The 22,148-nt window shown below is 58.4% G+C and carries 15 protein-coding genes and 4 pseudogenes; 7 read left to right on the top strand and 12 right to left on the bottom strand.

Annotated features, from left to right (window positions below; translation table 11 throughout):
* Positions 1–1,597: 1,597 nt before the first annotated feature.
* Positions 1,598–2,131, top strand: a complete 534-nt coding sequence (locus tag J8I87_RS40050) for a DUF417 family protein (RefSeq protein WP_209937971.1) — start codon at positions 1,598–1,600, stop codon at positions 2,129–2,131.
* 97 nt (positions 2,132–2,228) lie between these two features.
* Positions 2,229–2,979: pseudogene (locus J8I87_RS45315) on the top strand (transposase); the annotation flags it as partial.
* A 227-nt stretch (positions 2,980–3,206) separates the two neighbouring features.
* Here the strand turns inward: J8I87_RS45315 and J8I87_RS46515 are convergent.
* Positions 3,207–3,368, bottom strand: a complete 162-nt coding sequence (locus J8I87_RS46515) for an IS3 family transposase (RefSeq protein WP_409518879.1) — start codon at positions 3,366–3,368, stop codon at positions 3,207–3,209.
* A gap of 118 nt (positions 3,369–3,486) precedes the next feature.
* On the bottom strand, positions 3,487–3,801 hold the full coding sequence (locus J8I87_RS40070) for a transposase (protein WP_209937977.1): 315 nt from the start codon (positions 3,799–3,801) through the stop codon (positions 3,487–3,489).
* 505 nt (positions 3,802–4,306) lie between these two features.
* Here J8I87_RS40070 and J8I87_RS40075 point away from each other — a divergent pair.
* A complete protein-coding gene (locus J8I87_RS40075; RefSeq protein ID WP_209937979.1) occupies positions 4,307–6,106 on the top strand; it encodes an FAD-dependent oxidoreductase in 1,800 nt (599 codons plus the stop codon).
* 290 nt (positions 6,107–6,396) lie between these two features.
* Here the strand turns inward: J8I87_RS40075 and J8I87_RS40080 are convergent.
* Positions 6,397–7,349, bottom strand: a pseudogene (locus tag J8I87_RS40080) (3-keto-5-aminohexanoate cleavage protein).
* Positions 7,350–8,035: 686 nt separating this feature from the next.
* On the opposite strand from J8I87_RS40080, the gene J8I87_RS40085 reads away from it, so the two are divergent.
* Positions 8,036–9,034 carry a tyrosine-type recombinase/integrase gene (locus tag J8I87_RS40085; RefSeq protein WP_209937981.1) on the top strand — a complete coding sequence of 333 codons (999 nt, stop codon included), beginning with the start codon at positions 8,036–8,038 and terminating at the stop codon, positions 9,032–9,034.
* Positions 9,035–9,639: 605 nt separating this feature from the next.
* Entirely contained in the window at positions 9,640–9,837 is a 198-nt protein-coding gene (locus J8I87_RS40090) for a hypothetical protein (RefSeq protein WP_209937983.1), read from the top strand.
* Positions 9,838–9,945: 108 nt separating this feature from the next.
* Here the strand turns inward: J8I87_RS40090 and J8I87_RS40095 are convergent, their stop codons facing one another.
* Together J8I87_RS40095 and J8I87_RS45325 are read right to left on the bottom strand one after the other, a co-directional pair.
* A complete protein-coding gene (locus J8I87_RS40095) occupies positions 9,946–10,386 on the bottom strand; it encodes an ester cyclase (protein WP_209937985.1) in 441 nt (146 codons plus the stop codon).
* Between the two features lie 665 nt (positions 10,387–11,051).
* Positions 11,052–11,942, bottom strand: a pseudogene (locus J8I87_RS45325) (LysR family transcriptional regulator); the annotation flags it as partial.
* A 567-nt stretch (positions 11,943–12,509) separates the two neighbouring features.
* On the opposite strand from J8I87_RS45325, the pseudogene J8I87_RS40105 reads away from it, so the two are divergent.
* Positions 12,510–12,734, top strand: a pseudogene (locus J8I87_RS40105) (Dyp-type peroxidase domain-containing protein); the annotation flags it as partial.
* 53 nt (positions 12,735–12,787) lie between these two features.
* Here the strand turns inward: J8I87_RS40105 and J8I87_RS40110 are convergent.
* Positions 12,788–13,744, bottom strand: coding sequence for a LysR family transcriptional regulator (locus J8I87_RS40110; RefSeq protein WP_209937989.1), 957 nt, complete (start codon positions 13,742–13,744; stop codon positions 12,788–12,790).
* On the bottom strand, positions 13,741–13,899 hold the full coding sequence (locus J8I87_RS40115) for a hypothetical protein (protein ID WP_209937991.1): 159 nt from the start codon (positions 13,897–13,899) through the stop codon (positions 13,741–13,743). The genes J8I87_RS40110 and J8I87_RS40115 overlap by 4 nt, the downstream gene beginning before the upstream one ends.
* Before the next feature lie 235 nt (positions 13,900–14,134).
* Here J8I87_RS40115 and J8I87_RS40120 point away from each other — a divergent pair, with 235 nt between their 5' ends.
* Complete coding sequence (locus tag J8I87_RS40120; RefSeq protein WP_209937993.1) at positions 14,135–15,562, top strand: PLP-dependent aminotransferase family protein; 1,428 nt, start codon at positions 14,135–14,137, stop codon at positions 15,560–15,562.
* Here J8I87_RS40120 and J8I87_RS40125 read toward each other — a convergent pair.
* The 5 genes from J8I87_RS40125 to J8I87_RS40145 form a co-directional block, all read right to left on the bottom strand.
* On the bottom strand, positions 15,525–15,842 hold the full coding sequence (locus J8I87_RS40125; RefSeq protein WP_245254513.1) for a hypothetical protein: 318 nt from the start codon (positions 15,840–15,842) through the stop codon (positions 15,525–15,527). The genes J8I87_RS40120 and J8I87_RS40125 overlap by 38 nt on opposite strands.
* A gap of 264 nt (positions 15,843–16,106) precedes the next feature.
* A complete protein-coding gene (locus tag J8I87_RS40130) occupies positions 16,107–17,018 on the bottom strand; it encodes a bestrophin family protein (protein WP_209938002.1) in 912 nt (303 codons plus the stop codon).
* A gap of 105 nt (positions 17,019–17,123) precedes the next feature.
* Positions 17,124–18,131 carry a cytochrome d ubiquinol oxidase subunit II gene (gene cydB, locus J8I87_RS40135; protein ID WP_209937995.1) on the bottom strand — a complete coding sequence of 336 codons (1,008 nt, stop codon included), beginning with the start codon at positions 18,129–18,131 and terminating at the stop codon, positions 17,124–17,126.
* Positions 18,132–18,134: 3 nt separating this feature from the next.
* On the bottom strand, positions 18,135–19,523 hold the full coding sequence (locus J8I87_RS40140) for a cytochrome ubiquinol oxidase subunit I (protein WP_209937997.1): 1,389 nt from the start codon (positions 19,521–19,523) through the stop codon (positions 18,135–18,137).
* Positions 19,524–19,682: 159 nt separating this feature from the next.
* On the bottom strand, positions 19,683–21,959 hold the full coding sequence (locus J8I87_RS40145; protein ID WP_209937999.1) for an FdhF/YdeP family oxidoreductase: 2,277 nt from the start codon (positions 21,957–21,959) through the stop codon (positions 19,683–19,685).
* Positions 21,960–22,148: the final 189 nt, after the last annotated feature.

Genomic DNA, 22,148 nt, shown 5'->3' on the forward strand with positions numbered 1-22,148 from the left:
GATGGGCCACCTGTCGGCCCGTCGGCCTGGCGCCGGCGCGCCGACACCGTCGCCAGTCGATCCGCTCCCATCGCATATATCCACATTGGTTGGCCCACCATGTCATAGCCCAATCCTGCACGTGCTATCGGGGCCGTGGGAACCTACGCGTTCGGGTGGCGCTCTGTAACGACACATCTTGGCCGGCGGTACACATTCGCCCAACCTGCCGGAAAGCTGTCGTTGATGACCCCAGCGTCTGCTCCGGAGAGTGTTCGCCGAACAAGTGCTTGCGGCCGGCCATCTTCGGTCATTCGATGTTGGTTCCCAGATTGCTGACAATCGCCGATGGACCAGACTCAAACTCTGCAAGCGTGCCGTTACCCGGCTTATAGGCGCGGCCGACAAGGGCGATCAATCAAGGCGCTCGCCAGGTTGCCAGCGCACAGACGATGTCGCGAGTTGTCGGTGATCATTCGAACGACATCGATTTGTGCGTAGAGAACTTCTGGGTAAGAGAGTGAGAGAGATATTGGAGGCTCGTTCATTCGTTTCCGCATGTCACCTGCGAGACGACATCTAGTAAAAATCGAACCACGTACAAGGAGCGCGGATGGCAAACGAACTTGTAGTTCCGTGCTGGACGCGAGGTCGAATGTGGCCGACGCTCGTCTATTTCATTGGCGTCTCGGCGAGCAGTTTGAGGCTGTATAAAGGCAGCCATGCGGCCGGTCCTTGGATAGTGGCACTGTATTCAATATTGATCGCCGTGCCGGTTTGCCGAGTGCTGTTCAAAAAGAGATTCGTCTTCACGGGCCAGCCGAAATCTATTCAGTGCGAGTCGCGTTTCGCTGAAATACTGGTAAACACATTGCGTGGAAACGCTGGGCATCGCATCATGCAGTTCTTTCGCTGCGGAAATGGACGATTCTGGGAACCGTTTTGTGGGCACTGGTGGACCTACCATTGGACTTGATCACGGCGACGACCATGACCGAACGAGTTGCAGACGAGATTGCGTGTGCCTTCTATTTGACGCTAGCGGTGGGCGCGTTGTTGCGTGTCATGCTCTTGTCCTTATTTCTTCCGCGCGACACGTTTGACGGGCTCATAAATCATTTAAATTGCCGCCTTCGCCAGTGCGGCCAATATTCGTGTGTCGATTCGACTTGATGAGTCAATTGATCCGCAACGAATGCCGGTGATCTGCGGCCAGCAACGCCCCAGTCCCCGGGGGGAACGCGCATCGGTGCGCCATCCGGCCACGGTGACCGGTTTCGGCAAACCTGGCAAGCCGACGCTTCGCCTCCATTACGGCGAATAACGGCGTGATACTCATTTGACGGTCGTTGAAAAGCAGTATCGGCGTCACATGGCCAATGTCATCTGCGTCTATGTGCCATGCTCCGATGGACGTTCCCCGGCGGGCCCACGTCATGATACGTTCAAGCATTTTATCGAGCCAGTTAGGCATTAAGCTATCACATCCGACGCATATACTGGTCTCACTTACGGAAGCGAACTGATGAAACGAGTTTCTGCTGTCGCGCATCCGGGCCCTCGCACTTCAGACCGCCACTGGCGCCAAAGTGCCCATAGCTTGAACATGGAGAAAATCATGAATTACATCATCAACATATTGAGTCGTTCCGGTGTTATGACGCGCGACCTCGATTACCACCTGCTCCGCGCCGCGATGGTGATCATCTTCGCGTGGTTCGGTTACGATAAATGGTTCGATGTTGAGATTAGAGGGCTGCTTCCGTTAATCACCCACGGCCCGCTTATCTTCTGGATGCCTGCGGTGTTGGGTGTTGGAGGCACGAGCATCCTTTTGGGAACGGCAGAATGGACCTTCGGCTCGTTACTGTTCTTGGGCTACTGGAATAAGAAATTGGGCGTCTTGGGCGCCCTCGGTTCCACGTTCAGCTTCATTGCGACGTTCTCGATCTTTCCATTCGCTCCTGGCGCGTGGGAGCACGCCGCTGGAGGCTTTCCTGCCATGACAATCGTTTCGGCTTTCCTTTTGAAGGATCTTGTTCTGCTGGTTGTCTCCGTGTACCTGCTCAAGCAGGACGTTGCCCGAGTGATCGAGGCCCGGGGCTCTGCCGCGCAACGGGACACCAGCCCCTTCGGCAAACTGACGGTGTAACGGTTTTAGGAACGCGCCCCTGGTCCACGTGTCGTGGGTTCGGGGGCGATGTGCGTTTTGCGCGGTGTACAACTACCGCGTTATACGGCTGGGCATCATCTCTCTGACCGATCCGGTTGCACGTTGGACAGCGGCGCCGGCGTTCTATGCCTGCTCGACCAACTACCTGATCGATCTGAAGGCGGGAATCATCGTGGATGTTGAGGCCACATCCGCATACCGCACACAGGAGGTGGACGCAACCAGGACCATGATTGCTCGGGTCGAGCGGCGCTTCCGCCTCAAACCACAACGTGTGGTCGGTGACACTGCATACGGCACAGCATCGATGCTTGCCTGGATGATCAATGACAAGGCGATCGAGCCGCACGTCACGGTGCGGAGAAAGGGGCGCGGAGCGACGAGACGTTCGGGAACAGCGATTTCCAGTGGCTCGGGCAAAACAATGAGTATCGCTGTCCCGCCGGACAGGCACTACACAGCGAACGGCGTCCGTTCGAGAATCCGCGCACGCACATGACCAAGGCCAACACGATCGTCTATCGATCAAGCCAGTTGGACTGCGCGGGATGTGCATTGAAGGATCAATGCTGTCCGAACACACCAATGCGAAAGATAGCCACAAGCGTCACGAATCGGCACGCGACAAGGCAAGGGCTATTGCGAAAACACCGGCATACGGGCAGCCACGCAAGGACCGCAAGAAGGTAGACATCCTGTTTGCGCACCTCAAATGCGTCATGAAGCTGGAACGTCTCCGGCTGCGCGGACCATCAGGTGCGCATGACGAGTTCTTGCTGGCTGCAACTGCACAGAATTTGAGGCGAATGGCGAAGTGGTTAAACCAAAGCAGGAGGAAATGGCGGCCGCAGCCGCTTGAAATGCATCGCGGAGCGCTGCCCAGAAGAAGCGCGATCGGACAGAGCGCTGAGCGCGTCAATCACGTGCCCAAACATGCCCGCGCCCGCGCGCGAAGACACAGTTTGAGGTTGACGTTCGGCGCGTCGGCGCTAAAGTGCCGCTGCACCAGATCGGGCGCACGTCGTGCCCCCGCACGCAGCCGTGTGGTATGTGGTCAGCGCCGGCGGCTGGCGCCACACAGGCCCGCCATGCGCAACAGACGCGCTACCCACTTACTCCCAATGTGCACGCCTTCGCGCGCCAGTTGCACATGGATGCGTGGCGCGCCACACGTGCCGCGTGAACTCGCATGCAACGTACGGATACGCGCCAGCAGCTGTGCATCACTTCAGCATGCTGCGATGGCTCGCGTGTCAGCCACGCGTAAAAGCCGCTCGTCGAGATCTCGAGCAGCCGCGCTATCGTGGCTATGGGCCAGCGGGCCCGGTTCCCTTTCATGAATCCGTACCCTTCGGTGGCACGGTTCCCGTCTCCCGTGCGAACCAGGCCGCCGCGTCAGAGAGGATGTCGCGCTCCATTCTTAACTGGCGATTCTCACGGCGCAGCCGCGTAAGTTCCTGCCGCTCGGCCGTGGTCAGCCCGTCATGACGCTCCCCCGCATCACGACCGGCTTGTGCAACCCGGTTGGTGATGGTCTGCGCCGTCGGTTCGAACTCGCGCGCGAGCTCTTGCGGTGTGCGCCCGGCCTTGACCAGTTCCACCATGTGCGCCTGGAATTCCGCCGGGTACGGAGTACGAGGCTTGCCCATTTCGGCACCTCCTGTAAAAGGATACAAGGTGTCCGTTTTGGCGGGTCAACTTCAGTGCAGGCGAGAGTGCGTGGCTCAACGAAGAAAGCGGGCCACGATCATCGTGAGCAATTCGCTTAGGGTACGGCACGGGTCGTGCCATCAGATTTTCTCCCGCATTGGCTTGAACAGTGCCTCAATAAGAATTGTCCGCCTCGCAATGTCGGTCATAGATTCCTAGACTAGTTTGGGAAGTTACTACATCCAGTTTGTGCGCCAAAACGTTACGGCGTTACGCCTTTCGGGCAACGCGCGCGGGTTCGGAAGGTCGACAGTCCGCCTTATGTTGGTGAAGTGCTTATAGGGAAGACGAGAGCGATAGAGCCGGACGTGCAGCGGTCGTCGAAAGTGGATCATGGCGTTGCCCGGCGACATGGTAAATGCGAAACTGGTCGCCTCTTTATGCTTCTTCAGATCGGAAAAAAGGGACCGTTGACAGCGAAGTCCTGACAATGTGAGTGCAGCAATGACGTCAGATATCACAATCGGTCAATCCGGAAGAAATCAGAAATCCTCCGACCCTGGCGCTTCGCCCAATGCTGATTCCAGCAGGGGGCTTGACGAAATCGGGCACCGCACACCCGCGTCCGCAACTCGGGCCATTCCCGAGCGATATGAGGTGGAGGAGGCGGCGCAAAGGACACAGATAGCGCAGCGGCAATATCAGATGTATCCGCATCTGAGCGATGCCCGCATCGCGAAGGTTCGCCGTTTCGGCCATATTGAGCACTGGAAGGCAAACGAGGTCATGTTCCGCACTGGCGAGCGCAGTGAAGGCATGCGGCTTCTGGTTCAGGGGCGCGTTAAACTCGTCGTTCGTGACGGTCTCGGTCGCTCTCGTCTTTTTAGGGCGGTAGAGGAAAGGCAGTTCCTCGGGGAGACAGCTACCTTAAGCGGCAAGCCCTATCTTGTCGATGCAATTGCAGTGACGGATGTCGAGTCCATTCTGGTTCCGCCAGAACAACTTCGCGCGCTGCTGATCGCTGAGGCACAGCTAGGCTCTGAAATCATGCGCGCCTTCATATTGCGACGGATCGCGTTGATACAGGAAGGTAGTGGTCCAACGCTATTGGGAGCACCGACAAATCCCCGGCTGATTGCTCTCGCGGACCTTTTGCGCCGCGTGAATCACCCTCATCGCGTCCTTGACCCGACTGCGGACGGTGAGGCACTAGAGTTTCTCGCAAAAATTCCCCTGAGCGGGGCAGAGGTGCCTGTCGCAGTTCTGGTCGATGGAACGGTACTGGAAGACCCCAGCGAGATACAGCTATGTTCTGCGCTGGGAATTCTCTGCGGCTTTGACGAATTAGTGACTTACGACACCGTCATCGTTGGCGCGGGGCCGGCAGGCCTAGCAGCAGCGGTTTACGCCGCGTCAGAAGGATTGTCAGTGCTTGTTCTCGACGCGAAGGGGTTCGGGGGACAGGCTGGCGCGAGCGCACGGATCGAGAATTACCTCGGATTTCCCACTGGTATTTCTGGTCACGTGCTTGTCAGTCGCGCATTTGAGCAGGCTGTAAAGTTTGGTGCCGACATTGTTATCCAATCCGAGGTAGCGAAGCTGAACTGCGCGAAATCTCCCTTTGAGATTCAACTGGTAGACAATCGGGTGGCAATTGCGCGAACGGTGATTATCGCGAGTGGAGCGGCTTACCGACGGCCGCAAATCTCTGGACTCGACAACGTCAACGGTCGGGGCGTCTACTTCTGGGCATCGTCTATTGAGGGGCGCCTTTGCCGTGACACCGAAATTGTTCTTGTCGGCGGAGGAAATTCAGCTGGGCAGGCGATCGTGTTTCTGGCGAGCTACGCGTCGCATATTCACGTGCTCGTCAGGCGAGATGGGCTGGAAGAAACAATGTCCCGCTATCTCGTCGACCGTGTGACTTCATTGGCGAACGTCACAATTCACGAAAAATCGGTTGTCGAGTCCGTTGGCTATGACGAAGATGGATTGACGGAGGTGTTGTTCAAGTCGCCCCGTGGCCGTGAGTCCGTTCAGACGCGGCATCTGTTCCTCTTTACAGGTGCGGAGCCGAGCACAGCGTGGCTTCGTGACTGTGGCGTGGAAGTCGACGAAAAGGGTTTCGTGATTACAGACCGGCCCGACGGCGCAGCGCACCGATTTGCGTTTCAGACGAGTGTCCCGGGAGTCTTCGCAATCGGTGATGTGCGTTCGTCTTCCATCAAGCGCGTCGCTTCAGCTGTAGGAGAGGGTGCCGCCGTCGTTTCTGAAATACACACTTTGCTGGCGAATCAACATTAGCGTCTCTCCGGCGCCGATGGCGATTTATTCCCCACGTTCGCCCCGATCTGCTGTGCAGTCCGACTGGCGCTCCTGGGAGCACTGGTGCTGTACCTCCCGCGCGTCAGGTTCAACAGGTGCGAATCCAGAGGCGGCGCTTGGGCAGTCGGGAAAGTTGCCTGCGCCTGTCACTAGCGAAATCTTGTTACGCAGTTTCATGTCCACTCCTTCAGGATGACGGGATGCACGCAACGGTTTCAGGCGCGGCTAGGCACCGGGAAGCCGCGCTGCGCAGGGCGGCTTCCCGGTGCCTAGCCCAGTGCCGCAATCGTTTCGTCGGCGCCCTCGTACCACTCGCCGATCTGATAGATGCGCTTTGCGTCCTCGCCCGTCGCAATGTCGCGGCCCAGTTCGCGCGCGATCCGCACGGTCTGCTCGATCTGCTGCACCGACGTCATGCGCTCACCCTTGCGGCCCCACAGGTTGTCCTCGATGCCGACACGCACATGCAGGCCCATTGCAATGGCCATCGCATTCATCGGCAACACCGCGCGCATCGCGCTCTCGATGGTCAGCACCGCGCCATCGGGCGTACGGCGAACGAATTCGACCAGATCGGCGGGGTGCAGGCCTGCAGCGCCGCCGCCGATTGCGACGTAGTTCAGGATGAGCGGGCCCGTATAGAGGCCGCGCCGGATCAGACGCTCGACGCTTTCCAGCTGATGCACATGGCCGAGCATGAAGTGAGGCTGGATGCGCGCCTGGTGCAGGCGGCGCAGATGTTCGATGAAGAACGACGGCTTGGCATCGACGACCATCTCGGAGTACGCGTTGAAGTACTCTGGCTTCTCGAGGATCGTCCCGGCGACATCATCAGGCGTCAGAGTTCGCAGATGTTCATCTGGCTGGAGTTGATAGTGATCGTGACCTGGTCCGGCTTCGGATCGAGTTCAGCCAGCATGTGCCGCGTGTCGTAGTCGAGCCATTGGGCTTCCTGTCCCTCGCCCTCGGGAGCGAAGGAAAGCGAACCGCCGACCTGCAACACCATCTTGGGCACGGCTTCGCGGAGAAGCCTCAGCATTTCGTTGAACTTCGACAGTCGCTTTGAGCCTTTGCCGTCTTCCGCGCACATGGACGTCTGGGCGTCCATGCTGACAGGAATGTCATCCGAATCGCTCGGGAGCCATTGCGGGCCGTACGGCGCAACCTGGATCACGAGTTTTTCCTGGTTTTCTGGGAAGAGGCTGTCGTCGAGAAAGTTCATGTGGCGTCTCCAATTCGAGGTGAGGACCGGTCGCGCAAGGGCGAATCCGTTGATCACACTTTAAGGAGATTTGGCGTACCGCTTTTATGCACGGCCATTTGTCATCATGTCACTCACATCATTGGGATTAACCCTTTTGCGGTGCGGTGATCCCTGCGGTTAACAGCCGTCACGTCACGTCGGGCGCGGCGGTCTCGAGGTCAGCAACCGGGATGAGAGAAGAGCACGGCAAAGAGCCGCATGGGCGCCGCATGTCGCATACGGCACGCATATGCGCAGGTATGGTCTATTGGGTCGAACGGCAGCAACGGGTCGACACCGGTCCGATGACCCACCGTCGTGGGCGTGATTGCCGTGATAAAAGGCAGTTATCTCGGCTTGGCTGTGACTTCGCGATCGGTCGCGTCGACTGTACCTGTCAGCGGGCGCCTGGCCGTGTTGAATGAAGATTCCGATCAAAGCGCCTTGCGTATGGAAGTAACAGCAGGTCGAAATGAAGGGGTAGATAGTTTAAGTTAATTGGAATTGATTCCGTGCTACGGTGGAGTGGCTTTTCCATCGGCATGGGCATTCCGAGCGAGAGGCGCGCGGCCCGGCGGATAACCCGTGTCGAAGGCGATTGCCGTTTTTTTGTCGGTTGGTTTGTTGCCAGTTGACGAGGCGGCATTGCTCGGAAGGAGCAACTTATGGGTGCAGGCGACGCTTTCGTGGAACCGGTCTGGGAACGATTCCCGCTGATCACTTCGAACAGTTACGCTCGCCGCTGGATACAAAGTTGTGCGTCGCTCGGCCTGGCGAAAAACACCGTTGCGGCTTACATGTACGCAATGGAAGGTTTCCTTAGCTTCGCGCGAGAACGTTCCCTTGACTTGCGCAGCACATCGCAAGAAGCGATAGCACAGTATGTCGGTGAACTGCGCACCCAGCCGAGGCGTTTGGGCGCCAGTGCGACTCGCATTGACTCGGGTGGCTTGTTATCGAACGCAACACTGCAGCAGCGTCTCACCGCAGTCCGGTTGTTTTTTGAGTTTCTTGTTGATGAGGGGCTTGTCAGAAACAATCCCGTCAGCCGCGGCCGCAATACGTCATCCAGCCGTTCCGGCGCGCGCAGTGAGCAAAGCCTCGTCCAGCGATTTCATAAGCTACCCTGGATTCCAACGGAGGAGCAGTGGACGGCACTCCTTGCTGTGGTCCGCGACGAATCGCGGCGAAACAGGTGCATGCTGGCATTAGCCTATGACGCAGCGCTTCGCCGGGAGGAACTGTGCGAGCTTCGCAGCAGTGATCTCGATCCAGCGCACCGGTTGCTGCGTATCCGCGCAGAGACGACCAAGGGTCGACGGGAGCGTGTCGTCCCGTATTCCGACACATCAGGGCAACTGCTGCGCGACTATCTTGTGCAACGGCGAGGTCTTGCCAAAGATCGGCAAGCCTTGTTTCTGTCTGAGTCACCCCGTAACCAGGGAGCGCCGATCACGTTGTGGACGTGGTCCAAGGTTATCCGCTCCATTGCGCTCCGTGCCAACGCGCCGTCGTTTTCCACCCACACGCTGCGCCACCTTTGCCTGACCGATCTCGCCCGATCAGGCTGGCAACTCCATGAGATCGCGAAATTTGCTGGCCATCAGAGTCTGGAGACGACGCGCCGAAGCGTTGACAGGGGACACCGGCAGGCCAGCCATTGAGCCGCGTAATCAGGGGTTCGGAATCACAACGGAGTTTCACTTCTCGGAAGGCAACACGGTACATGACGTTAGATGCGAGTCATGTGTCGATCCCGCGCGGTCGGAGACCCTGCGCATGTCGGGAAGCTTCCTGCGCAGGAACTGGGAGACCTCATCGGTATCCGGGGCTGTCTGCCCGGTTGGGGCAGGGAAGGTCAAAAGCCGTACGCCTGCCGTCTACGTCGATGAGAAGTCGGATGCGTCAGTAGTACCTGAGAAGTCGTCGAACAAAGGGATCCTCCTTGCGGAGGGATGGAGGGAAGGGACAGCAGCCAAGGGGAACACCGGAAAGCGTCCCGCGCCCCGCACGCAGAGCCGGGCTGGCGCATATCCGGGTGCTGACCTATGCTTATGCATCTTCATCGATCTGCGGAGGATGCCGTGTCGAACGTAGACCGTGATGCTGATAACACATTCGCAAAACGCATGTTCTGGTTCGTAGCGTTATGGTTGCTCGGAGTAACGGGCACGGCGCTGCTAGTCTTGCCGTTTCATCTACTGATTTCTGCGGCAATGCATCATTAACAGGTTGGTCTATCGAAAGCGATTTGACGGAGCTTTCAGAAATGCAGGAATTCGATTTCTACATCAACCTCAAGAAGCCGACGCTCGGGCTGTATGTCAGGAACGGAGTCGGACTAACTGATCTTGCGAATCCGCAAGAGTGGCAATTCGAGGGGCACGTATGGGAGAGTGAACTTACGCCCAGCATTCTGGCTGACCTCAATAAAAACGGTCATGCTTTTCAGGAACTCGGCGCGTGAGGTTTTCGTGTTTTTCCCGCTCGCGACATTACTGAAAGGCCAGCGCGACCTTGCGATGCGATGCGCGATCTGCAAGGGTGCGCTTTATCGACGACGACACATATTGCGTCAGATTGGATGCGCGTCGAGATGTTTGGGTAATTGACCAATCTGTCCGAAAACAGAGATCCTGTCTTCGAGATGCCAGGTCTTCGCAACCAGAGGGCCGCGCAACTGATGAAACGAGTGAATAGCGAATTTGATCTGCTTTGCACTTGAAGCCATGCCAAGCAATTCTCCCGATTGAGTGCCCGTTACTTCAGCGCGCACGCCAACCCGGTCACCGTGGATCAACAGATCGAGAATGGTAATTTCCATGTCGGGAAGCGCGATGGCCATCCGCTCGAATGCGTCTGCCATCTGATCGGCACCGGGCTTCGCACCCGGCGGTTCCGGAATATATTCCCAGTCCGGCGTGACGACCTGTCGTAGCAGATCGACGTCTTTCTCGGTAAGGTAGAACGCTTTGATGGTCGTGTGGGCAATGTCTTCGCTGATTGCGTGGGTCATGATATTGCCCTCTCCAGGCCGCCTGCTTGGCCGCGACGGCTCGTGCTGTGCGAGCGTGGCGTTCGTTTCGGAAGCCCTTATCATGGCGCGGAAGATAGCTTGCGAAAGATGTCACCCTTGTAGCCCCGGACGATATTATCCACTTCGAAAGGTGAAGGTTCCTGAGCCTCGACAATCAACGCGACCGCACCAAGCCGAAGTTTCTCCGATATGGCTTCGATGGACTCGTCATCCAGCACGTCTTCGATTGTATGCATGGCCAGTCCGCCCGACGCACCTACCGTGAACCCGAGGACCGCAACTGCAGGTCCTCCGAGCATGCCGACGAGACCGCCGGTGATTGCGCCGATTACCGTGCCCCATAAAGATCGCGTTTGCCTCTCGAGCAAGCTGATCTTACCCGCGGCATCTTTCTGGACCAGCACGCCGCTTTGGACCTTGAAACCGTCGCCTTTGTCCTCGTACCCCTTGAGGTCGCGACTTGCCTTTTCTGCGGTGTCTTCGCTGTCGAAGACTGCGACTATCAACTGTTGCGGCATGGCCTCGCTCCTCGCTTCGTTGAAGCAATCAGTCAAGGATAGTGAATCTGGAAGGCGATATCCCATTCCGGTTGTCGATTCGATATATCGGTTGGGACGACCGTCCAGCGCGTTGCGTGAGCTTGGAAGCATGCCCGGCAGGATCTCTTTCAATTTCAACGCAACCGATCGCACGCGGGGTGGCAGGGGGCGCAGTGTCTGGGTCAGCATGTTCAGATCGAACGAAGGGACGTTGAAGTCCGGCAAGACGCGAACCAATCGACCTTCTGTTAGCGCGTCGACGCACGCCGGCGCTTCCACGACGCCAATTCCCATACCTGACACGACCATTTCATACATGGGGCGCCAGTGACTGGTCGTGACGGATGTGCGAATCCGGGCGCTTTCCGCGACGCCGGCGACCCGTGTGAGGGGCAATCGATCCGAACCAAACATGCTTTGGATCCGAATGAACGGATGGTTGATCAACTCCGATGGCCCGGAGATCGCACCGTGGTGCAACAGATAGCCAGGCGAGGCCACGAGCATGCGCTCGACGCTACCCAGGGGGCACGCTATGAACGTGCCTTCACCGAGCGGTCCGACGCGAAACGATATATCCACGCCTTCCGTCACGAGGTCGACCAGGCGATCGTTCAGGACAAGAGCCAGATGAAGGTAAGGGTAGGCCTCGCGTACCTGCTTCAACGCTTCCGGCACGATCGTCTCGCCGAAACAGTGCGGAGCCGCGATCCGGATTGTTCCTTCGAGCATCGGCTTGTCGCCGGAGACTTCCGCGATAGCCTGTGCTACGTCTTGCAGTATGGTTTTTGCGCGCTCATAGAAGTCCAGTCCCTCAGGGGTGCACCTTAACGCTCTCGCGTTGCGCAGAAGCAGGCGGCAGTCAAGAAATGTTTCGAGTCGCTCGATGCGCTCGCTCGCAGCAGGCTGCCCCATATTGAGGTCTCTCGCTGCATGGGAGATGATTCCGCGCTCGACCACCCTGACGTAAATGCGCATCGCTTCCAACATGTTCATGTCGGGCAGCCTGTACTTACGTCGAACTTGCAAGACACGACGCTGATGCACGGCGCCGCTTGCGCGAACCGGACACCACCCGGCCGTGCTGTTTTGCTGTCGTCGAGCGGGCGCGATACGTTAGCGGCGAGATCATCCACATTCGACGGGACTGTTTTTGTGCGTTAGAAAGACGAGCGCTACTGAGAGCGCGAAGCTCAGCTATCTGCCACGTTATCGGCGATGCCCGCACACAGACAGGCTAAAGAAATAATAACCACGAGAACGGTAAATAAAAGGGGAGCCAGCCGATACGAAACATCAGCAGCTCAAAGTCTTCCGACCCTATCGGCGACACTCCAGTGCTTGCTCGATGTTGAGTATCGGATGAAGCCAACTGGTTGCCATGACTCGATACAGATCTGTTGTGAAGCGGGATGCAAGAACAAAATTGGCCGCCGCACGTAAATGGATCACGTTTTCCGCGAACGGCCAGCGATATAACATGGCTGCTCGAAGGAAGCTGAAGAGTCTGGCGCAAGGCGAACCCCTACTCGATGACGCCCTACGTCTCAAGGTACGACCGAACCGCAAGCCGTTTGTCATCCCATCAGCCGTAGCGCGATCTTGATTACGGCGACGCTTTCGGGTGACTGCACAGCAGCCGGCAGGGTGCGAAGCTGGTGCGGAAACGTTGCCGCGCTCGTACGCTCGGTCGGCACGCGCGTGCCGGACGGTAACCTGTCGTGTGTGTGCGGCTTCGGCTCGGACGCGTGGGATGTGCTGTTCGGCGCGCCGCGTCCCATCAGTCTCGTGGCAAGTTCGAAGCACAGGTCGAGGTGGTCTGCGCGAATATGCAGCAGGGTTTAGCTCTCGTCGAGCAGCGCTTCAATTCGACGCGCCGTTTCACCCGCATTGGCGCCCGCGCGGCCGAGGATGTCCGGCGTGCATTTTTTCAGCAGCCCGACGATCATCCGTACCCGGGAAGGAATGGGCCGTTGCGCCTGAAACAGGAGATGCAGATCGAACGGCGGCACATTGAATTCGGGCAAGATCCGCGTCAGCTTGTGGTCGGCGAGTGCGGCGGCGCACGCGTGCTCTTCGATGACGCCTATACCGACGCCCGCGAGGATCAATTCGTACATAGGTCGCCAATGGCTTGTCTTGATTGCCGAGTGAATGGGAGCACTCTCCACCACGCTGTCGATATGCTTGAGAGGCAATTGATCCGAGCCGAACATGCTTTGCACCCGAATGAACGGATGCTTGGTCAGGTCGTCCGGCTCGCGGATCGGACCGCATTGTTCCAGATATTCGGGTGCTGCCACGAGCATGCGATCAATCTTTCCGAGTCTGCAGGCAATGAATGCACCTTCTCCAAGTTGCCCGAGACGAAACGAGATATCGACGCCTTCCGTCACGAGATCGACCACCCGGTCATTCAGCACGAGATCCAGGTCCAGTTGAGGATAGGTTGCACGGATGAACTTCAACGCCTCCGGCACGACGGTCTCGCCAAAGCAGTGAGGCGCCGCGATGCGTATGCTTCCGCTGAGGTCCCGCTCGTCGTTCGAGACTTCAGCGATGGCCTGTTCGACTGAGCACAGTATCTTCTTGCTGCGCTCATAGAAAGCCAGGCCTTCCGGCGTGCAGTTGAATGCGCGTGCGCTGCGCAGCAGCAGGCGGCAGCCGAGATACTTCTCGAGCCGCTCGATGCGTTCACTGACGGCGGGTTGTCCGATATTGAGGTCTCGTGCCGCGCTCGACATGCTGCCGCGCTCAACCACTCTGGCATAAATGCGCATGGTCTCCAGCAGGTTCATGGCGCCCACCCTGCCTTCGCGCCCGTCGCGCGCAGTTCGAACGTCGAAGGGTTGTGCCGTTTCAGCCACTCATGGGCGATATAAGTCAGCGCGAGTTTTTCTGCATGTGATTGCCGGTAATTGTTGGCTGATTCCTTCGCTGATGTCCCGTTCATGACGCGCCTCCTAAAGTGACGCACCGGTCAGCATTGCTGTCGAACGCTGAAACGATGCACGATGAGGGAAAGCGTAAGGCGGGTCTGTCTATCGCAGTGGGCACAAATCCGGGGCCGGTGAATCAGTACAGTTTTGCTAGCATCTCGATACCGTCCAAAACCAGGCCAGTGGCCGTTCGCGGGAGGATCGGACTGTGTTGTCCGTCCGACCGGTACACCGTCAGGAAGACGTCTGATGAATATCTACGAAAAGCTCGCGGATGACATCGAGCGGTTGATCCGTCAGGGCGTCTACCGTCACGGCGAGCGCTTGCCATCGGTGCGTCAGACGAGTCAGCAGCACCGGATCAGCATCTCTACCGTCATTCGGGCGTATTTGTTGCTTGAGAGCCGCGGCTTGCTGACGAGCCGGCCGCAGTCGGGCTACTTCGCGAACTTCCGGGAGGGTGACGAAGCACGGCAGGCGCTCGATCTTCGCCCGTCGAGACCCATCCCGATCTCTTCGCCCGTCGACGTCAGCCGCCTGGTGCTCTCCACGCTGCGCTCGATCGGCGTAGACGATGCGTTGCCGCTTGGTTCACCGTACCCCGACCCCGGTCTGTTTCCGTTCGAACGAATCAACCGATACGCGTATGACATCGGAAGGGGCAAGTCCCGCTGGGGCGTAACGGATGCATTGCCGCCGGGCAATCCGAATCTCGTGCGCCAGATCGCGCGCCGCTATCTCGAGAATGGCATGGCCGTCGATCCGAACGAGGTCATCATCACGGTTGGCGCGACCGAGGCGATCAACCTCTGCCTTCAGGCTGTTGCGAAGCCTGGCGATGTGATTGCAGTCGAGTCGCCGACGTTCTACGCGATGCTCCACGCGATCGAACGTTTGGGCATGAAGGCGATCGAGGTATCGACGCACCCCGAATACGGCATCGATATCGACGCGCTGGATGCTATTGCAGACTCCCAGTCTGTCGCTGCGTGCATGGTCATGCCGAACTTCCAGAACCCGCTCGGGTTTCAGATGCCTGACGAACGCAAGCGCAAACTCGTCGAATTCGCAACCAGACGGGACATCCCCGTCATCGAGAACGGCGTCTATAACGAACTGTACTTCGGCAACTCACATCCGAGCACATTGAAGTCTTACGACAGGAAGGGCCTGATACTACATTGCTCATCGTTTTCGAAAAGCCTCACGGCCGCCTACCGGATTGGCTGGGCGTTGCCGGGACGCTACCGCGATCAGGTCGAAAAGCTCAAGTTCCTGAACACGTTGACGTCCCCGACGATACCCCAGCAGGCGATCGCCGAATACCTCGAACGCGACGGCTACGAACATCACCTGCGCAGGGTACGAAAGGCGTATGCACAACAGGCCAATCTGATGAAAGTGGTTGTGTCGCGTTTCTTTCCGCCGGGCACGCGCATGTCGAATCCCGCAGGCGGATATGTGCTGTGGATCGAACTGCCGCCCAAGGTCGACGCGATGCGACTCTACAATCTCGCGCTCGATGAAGGCATCACCATCGGACCCGGCTATATGTTTTCGGTGTCTGATGCGACGTATAAGAACTTTATCCGCCTCAACTACAGCAGCCCGTGGACGAGCGAAATCGAGCAGGCGGTGATCACGATCGGCAAGCTGGCAGCCGCTTGCGCGGGCTAACGGAGATGCCGTTTGATTTCGTCAGCCGCCCGTGACGGGCGGGAAGAACGCGATTTTGCTGTTCTAGCGCACGACAAACCCGCTGCCGACCATCTCGTGATTGACGGCCATGCGAATCGGGCGGCTCGCGTGCAGCGCATCCGCCAATGCGCGTGTTCCTCGACGCGAGCGTGGCGCGCAGCGTGTCGATTGCCAGTTCCGCAGAGTCGATGTGGATGACTTCAGACGTCACGCCATTCTGTTCCCGAACACTGGCGAAGTATCGGATGGTGAGTTCCATGGCTGTGGATATGCTGTTCGGATGCGGTATGCAAGCGGCGGACGTCAGCCCCAGCGCAGCATCGACTGCTCGTCGCGAGGCTTGGCGTCGACCCATCTGCATTCGCCGTCTAGCTGTGGATTCCATTCTCTTCGCAAGCCCCGGCCACTGTTTTACCAATGCCTGGCGTTCAGCATAGTGCGGCATCCGGTCAGGCTGCATGCACAGTTATGGCCCAATCGAACGAGCACAGTTCGGCCGCGGCCGGGCGGTTTTGCAACTGCTTCACGTGAACTGATACGGACGCACCGCGGCGACCTCACCCGGCAGTTCGCATCCACATAGCTCGAGAATCGACCGTTCGATGTTGCGCGTCATGAGGTCGAGGGCAAGCGCGTTGGGTGCAACGCTGAACGGATCGGCAACCTCACTGGCGATCGCTTCGAGTGCGATCAGCGTGTACGAAATGAACACGCAAAGTAATGGCGTGAAGAATTCCGTCGAGTCGACAAGACCGAACGGCAGCAACACACAGTACGTGTATACGGTACGGTGCAGCAACACGTTGTAGGCAAACGGAATGGGTGTGGACGCAATGCGTTCGCATCCACCCACGCACTTTTCGAGTTCGTTGACCTGCTTATTCAGCATCCAGAGCTTCGTATCCGAAATAGATCCTCGGCTTTGCAGGTCGGCGAGTTGGTGACGGACCTCGTTAAGCAGTGCAACGGGCCGGTAGCGGATCTCCCGCAACTTACTGGCTCGGTCGGTTTCGAGCAGGCGAGTGAGATCGATGTCTGGATCTGTGCCGCGCAATTGATGCTTGAGTGCATAGACGAAGGCAATCAGAATACGCGCGATGGAAAGCCTTGCTTCGCTCCCAGGCGCATAACATTGCAGCTGTGAGGTGAGGTCGCGAGCGGAAATCAGTAAATTGCCCCAGAGCCGTCGCGCCTCGTCGAATCGCTGATAGCTCGCCGTATTGCGGAATGCAAGGAAGATCGCAAGTGTGAGGCCGAACAGTGTGAAAGGCGTTGTATTGAGAGGGATCTTTTCACCAAAGACGCGGCCTTGTGTGACGACGGCCAGACTACTGACGATCGCCATGAACAACAGTTGGGGAATAATCGATTGCAATACAGAACCGTTCCAGACGAACAACAAGCTGAACCAGTTCTGTCTCGGCCTCAAGATCATAGCGTGCTCTTCTTTTGTATGAATGTGGATCTGCCGCGAACGAAGACGTGACGTCTGCGGGCAGATGGCCATGCCCGTCCATGTCCTCCGGAATCGCGATGCAGTCTAGTGATAGCCCGGATCGCCCTCGCGCACTTTGCCCCGAAACACACGATACTGCATCGCGTTGTACACAAGGATGATGGGCAGAATGATGACGGTGCCAACCAGTGCAAACAGCTGGCTCGAGCGGCTCGACGATGCCTCCCAGATCGACAGGGACGGCGGCACGATGTTTGGCCAGATGCTGATCAGCAAGCCGCTGTAACCCAGGAAGCAGATCGCCAGCGTGAGAATGAACGGCATGGCTTCGTGCTGCAAGCGGACAGAACGGAAGATTCCCCACACGCACGCGATCACCAGAACCGGAACGGGAAGGAACCAGCCGAGGTTGCCGCTGCCGAACCAGCGATGCGCAACGGCAGGCAGGCCAATGACTGTCCACAGGCTCACGATGGTAATGGCGCCGAGCAGCACGCACACGAGCGGTCTCATCAACAGACGCATATTGCGTTGCAGCTCGCCTTCCGTCTTCAGGATCAGCCAGCCGCAGCCAAGCGTCGCATAGGTGATGAGCACGCCAATCCCGCAGAACAGGCTGAAGGGCGAAAGCCAGTCGAACGGGCCGCCGACGAAACGTCCGTTGGCGATCTTGATCCCTTGCAACAGCGATCCCAGCACGATGCCCTGGCAGAGCGCGGCGAGCCCCGAGCCGCAGATGAATGCGAGATCCCACGCGTGCTGGGTCCGGGTTGCCTTGCCGCGCAGTTCGAACGCGGCTCCCCGAAAGATGAGACCCACGACCATCACGATCAACGGGAGATAGTTGGCGGGCAGCAGCGTCGAATAGACAACCGGAAACGCGCCATACAGGCCGGCACCGCCGAGCACGAGGAATGTCTCGTTGCCGTCCCAGACGGGGGCAACCGTATTGAGCATCACTTGCCGGTCGTTTTTCGCTTCAAAGAATGGGAAGAGAAGGCCGATGCCGAGATCGAATCCGTCCAGCATCACGTAGATGAATACACCCAGTCCGATGATCGCGGCCCAGACGACAGGAAGGTCGATTTGCATGGCTCATTCTCCTTCCAGCGCTTCGAGAGCGCGGTTGTGCAATACGGGATGCTTGCGTTGTTCGCGGGCCTCGATATGCTCATCAGGACCACGCTTCATCAGCATCAGCATGTAGTAGACGCCGACGCCGAACACCAGGAAATAGACGAGAACGAAGATAAGCAACGACACGCCGGCCTGCTGGGCATCGACGGGCGACAGGGAGTCGATCGTGCGCAGTACGCCGTAGACGGTCCACGGCTGGCGGCCAACTTCCGTCGTGATCCAGCCGGCCAGCAGCGCCACGATGCCAGACGGTCCCATGCAGAATACGAAGCGCTGAAACCAGCGCGTCTCGTAGAGTTGGCCGCGTATTCTGAGCAGCAGACCGACCAGCGCCGTCAGCAGCATCAGCATGCCAAGACCGGCCATGAGCCTGAACGTCCAGAAAATGACGGGGGAATACGGTCGGTCCTGAGGCGGGAACTCCTTCAGGCCACGAATTTCGCCGTTCCAGCTATGCGTCAGGATCAGGCTGCCTAGGTGCGGAATCTGAATGGCGTATCGCGTTACCTCGGCGTCCATGTCGGGAAAACCGATCAGATTCAGCGCCGTGCCGCCTTTTTCGGTTTCCCATAAGCCCTCGATTGCCGCGATCTTCGCAGGCTGGTACTGGCGGGTATTGAGTCCATGCGCGTCACCCACCAGGATCTGGGTTGGCGTGAGCAGGAGCAGTATCCACAATGCCATCGAGAAACTGCGCATGACGGGCTTATCGCGTCGCCCGTGCAACAGATGCCATGCGCCGCATGCGGCGACGATGAAGCCGGCCACGATGAAGGCGGCAATCGTCATATGCGCGAGGCGATACGGAAACGACGGATTGAAGATCACCCTGAACCAGTCGACGGGCACGATGCGGCCGTTTTCGACGGTGAATCCTTGCGGTGTGTGCATGAAACTGTTCGACGCGAGAATCCAGAACGTGGAGATCAGCGTGCCGATTGCGACCATCAACGTTGCAAAGAAGTGCGCACGCGGACTCACGCGATGCCAGCCGAACAGCATGACGCCGAGAAAACCTGCCTCCAGAAAAAACGCCGTCAATACTTCGTAGGTGAGAAGCGGGCCAGTGATGTTCCCGGCAATGCTGGAAAAGCCGCTCCAGTTGGTGCCGAACTCATACGCCATGACCACACCCGAGACGACGCCCATCCCGAATCCGACCGCAAAGACCTTCGACCAGAACAGGAACATGTCCTTGTATGCGGTGTCGCCCGTTAGTAGCCAGCGCCATTCGAGCACGGCGAGAAAGCTGGCCATCCCGATGCTGATTGCCGGAAAGACGATGTGAAACGATACGGTGAACGCAAACTGCAACCGGGCGAGATGAAAGGCGTCGAAGATTTCCATGATCGGTCAATAGCTCCCGTTGATGACGACATTCGCGGACTGACTCGCCAGGATCGAATGTGACGTGACCCGTGTACCGCGCTGGACGACGAAGCGCTTTTCGCGCACGTGGCCTGAAGTTATGTCCCCAAGCCCCGTGCGCAGAGTCGATCGGTAGCGTCAACTCGCGGCCGCGCGCCTGACCTTGACCGGCACAGACTTGTAGGAGGGCGTCCCACACTCCTTGTCGATGTAGTCAAGAGGAACCAGAACGTTTGCCTCCGGGTAGTACGCGGCAACCGAGCCCTTTGCAATGCCGTATACGATCGCGGTGATGTTCTTGAGATGAAGCTGTCTGCCAGACACGATCGTCTCGATGTCGACCAGATCGCCGTGTTCGAGTCCATGCTCCGCGAGGTCGGCTTCGTTCATGAACAGCACGTCTCGCCGGCCGAATACACCGCGATAGCGATCGTCCATTGCATAGATAGTGGTGTTGTACTGGTCGTGGCTGCGTATCGTGATGAGGCGCAGTACATTCTCTGCGCCGAGCACGTCCGCGTCTTCCTTGACGCCGTCATAGACGGAGAACATCGCCTTTCCCGACGGTGTGGGCCACTGTCGCTCGGTTGGCGGAAGCGGAAGGCGAAATCCGCCGGGATGCCGGATGCGTTCGTTGAACGCTTCGAAGCCGGGGACGGTCCGCTCGATCAGGTCACGGATCTTGTCGTAATCGGCAACGAGTTCCATCCACGCTACCTTGCTGTTGGGTAGCGTCGCGCGAGCCATGCCGGCCACGATGGCGGGCTCCGAGCGCAGATGTTCCGATGCCGGCGTGAGCTTGCCGGCCGATGCATGAACCATGGACATCGAGTCTTCCACCGTCACCGACTGGTGACCTCCCGTCTGCATGTCAAGTTCGGTACGGCCTAGGCAAGGGAATAGGTAGGTTTCCTTCGACACCAGCAAATGCGTGCGATTGAGCTTTGTGCCGATATGAACGGCCAGATCGAGCCCCGCCATCGCGGGGAAGGACAGTTCCGGATCTGGCAACGCGACTGCGAAGTTTCCGCCCAGACAGATCAGCGCCTTCGCCTTGCCGTCGATCATCGCCTGCATTGCCTGAACCGCATCATGACCATGTTCCGAAGGGGGCGTGAAGCCGCAGGTCTGTTCAATCAGCTTGAGAAACTCGCTGGATGGCTTTTCCGTGATGCCGACGGTACGGTTTCCCTGAACGTTCGAATGTCCGCGAAGCGGACAGATGCCGGCGCCGGGCTTGCCGAAGTTGCCGCGCAGCAATAACAGGTCGGCAATCAGACGGACATTGGCTGTGCCTTTGTTGTGCTGTGTGATGCCCATCCCGTACGTCACGATGGTCGCGTTGGACTTCGCGTAGGCGAGTGCAACCTCCTCGAGATCCGGGCGTGTGAGGCCGCTCGCCTTTTCGATATCGTCCCACGATGTCGCTTCGAGGTCAGCGGCGAACGCGTCGAAACCTTCGGTGTGCGCGGCGATGAATTCACGGTCGAGCACATTGCCTTGCTCCGCTTCCATCTGAAGCAATGCTTTCATGACACCCTTGAGCGCAGCCGCGTCACCGCCCGCGTCGACCTGAAAGTAGGTCGAGGCGATACGCGTCGACGCATAGGTCGCCATTTCGATAAAGTTCTGCGGATCGGCGAACCGTTCGAGTGCGCGCTCACGCAGCGGATTGAATACGATGATCGGCACATTGCGCCGCGACGCTTCATGCAGCGTTCCCATCATGCGCGGGTGATTCGTGCCGGGATTGTGGCCGATCGAGATGATGAGTTCGGCCGAGTCGAAGTCTTCCAGCGAAACGGTGCCCTTGCCGATACCGATTGATTGAGGCAAGCCGACGCTGGTCGGCTCATGACACATGTTCGAGCAATCAGGAAAATTGTTTGTGCCGTACTCGCGGGCGAATAGCTGGTACAGGTACGCGGCTTCGTTCGAGGCACGGCCGGAGGTGTAGAACTCGACCTGGTTCGGCGAAAGGGCGCGCAGGATCTCACCGATGCGCGCAAAAGCGTCTTCCCATTCGACCGCACGATAGGTATCCGTTGCCCGATTGTAGACGAGCGGATGGGTAAGGCGGCCCATGTCTTCCAGCTCGTAGTCCGACTTTTGCAGCAGAGACGTTACGGTATTGCTGGCGAAGAATTCGGGAGGAACCCGCTTGCTCGTCGCTTCCCAGGTGACAGCCTTCGCGCCGTTCTCGCAGAACTGGAATGTGGAGCGATGTTCCTTGTCGGGCCACGCACAGCCGGGACAGTCGAACCCGTCCGGCTGGTTGGTGCGCATCAGCGTAATCGGCGCGGTGATGCTCTCCATCTGCTGGCGGACGGCCTGAGCTGTCGCGCGTAGCGCGCCCCACCCGCCAGCGGGGCCGTCGTAAGGCCGGATGCCTGGAACTTCGCGTCGTGTCGTCATCTCGCACTCCATCAGGATCTTTGAATGAAAAATGTACAAACAGAACCATCATGCGGTGAGTCAGTTCTTGTATGTGATACGGATGTCTAACGTAATCGCTATCAACGAGTTATGCGCTCTTGTCAGGAGCGCACAACCGATGCCTTTTCGTATATATAAAGAGTGGGAAGGAACGGGTAAGGGCGGCAA

This window comes from Paraburkholderia sp. LEh10 (assembly GCF_017814945.1).
Taxonomy (GTDB): Bacteria; Pseudomonadota; Gammaproteobacteria; order Burkholderiales; family Burkholderiaceae; genus Paraburkholderia.

Bases quoted from the DNA above. Each gene is read 5' to 3' on its own strand.
- J8I87_RS40050 (WP_209937971.1), top strand. From the start codon at position 1,598: ATGAATTACATCATCAACATATTGAGTCGTTCCGGTGTTATGACGCGC.
- J8I87_RS40070 (WP_209937977.1), bottom strand. From the start codon at position 3,801: ATGGGCAAGCCTCGTACTCCGTACCCGGCGGAATTCCAGGCGCACATG.
- J8I87_RS40075 (WP_209937979.1), top strand. From the start codon at position 4,307: ATGACGTCAGATATCACAATCGGTCAATCCGGAAGAAATCAGAAATCC.
- J8I87_RS40085 (WP_209937981.1), top strand. From the start codon at position 8,036: ATGGGTGCAGGCGACGCTTTCGTGGAACCGGTCTGGGAACGATTCCCG.
- J8I87_RS40090 (WP_209937983.1), top strand. From the start codon at position 9,640: ATGCAGGAATTCGATTTCTACATCAACCTCAAGAAGCCGACGCTCGGG.
- J8I87_RS40095 (WP_209937985.1), bottom strand. From the start codon at position 10,386: ATGACCCACGCAATCAGCGAAGACATTGCCCACACGACCATCAAAGCG.
- J8I87_RS40110 (WP_209937989.1), bottom strand. From the start codon at position 13,744: ATGAACCTGCTGGAGACCATGCGCATTTATGCCAGAGTGGTTGAGCGC.
- J8I87_RS40115 (WP_209937991.1), bottom strand. From the start codon at position 13,899: ATGAACGGGACATCAGCGAAGGAATCAGCCAACAATTACCGGCAATCA.
- J8I87_RS40120 (WP_209937993.1), top strand. From the start codon at position 14,135: ATGAATATCTACGAAAAGCTCGCGGATGACATCGAGCGGTTGATCCGT.
- J8I87_RS40125 (WP_245254513.1), bottom strand. From the start codon at position 15,842: ATGGAACTCACCATCCGATACTTCGCCAGTGTTCGGGAACAGAATGGC.
- J8I87_RS40130 (WP_209938002.1), bottom strand. From the start codon at position 17,018: ATGATCTTGAGGCCGAGACAGAACTGGTTCAGCTTGTTGTTCGTCTGG.
- cydB (WP_209937995.1), bottom strand. From the start codon at position 18,131: ATGCAAATCGACCTTCCTGTCGTCTGGGCCGCGATCATCGGACTGGGT.
- J8I87_RS40140 (WP_209937997.1), bottom strand. From the start codon at position 19,523: ATGGAAATCTTCGACGCCTTTCATCTCGCCCGGTTGCAGTTTGCGTTC.
- J8I87_RS40145 (WP_209937999.1), bottom strand. From the start codon at position 21,959: ATGACGACACGACGCGAAGTTCCAGGCATCCGGCCTTACGACGGCCCC.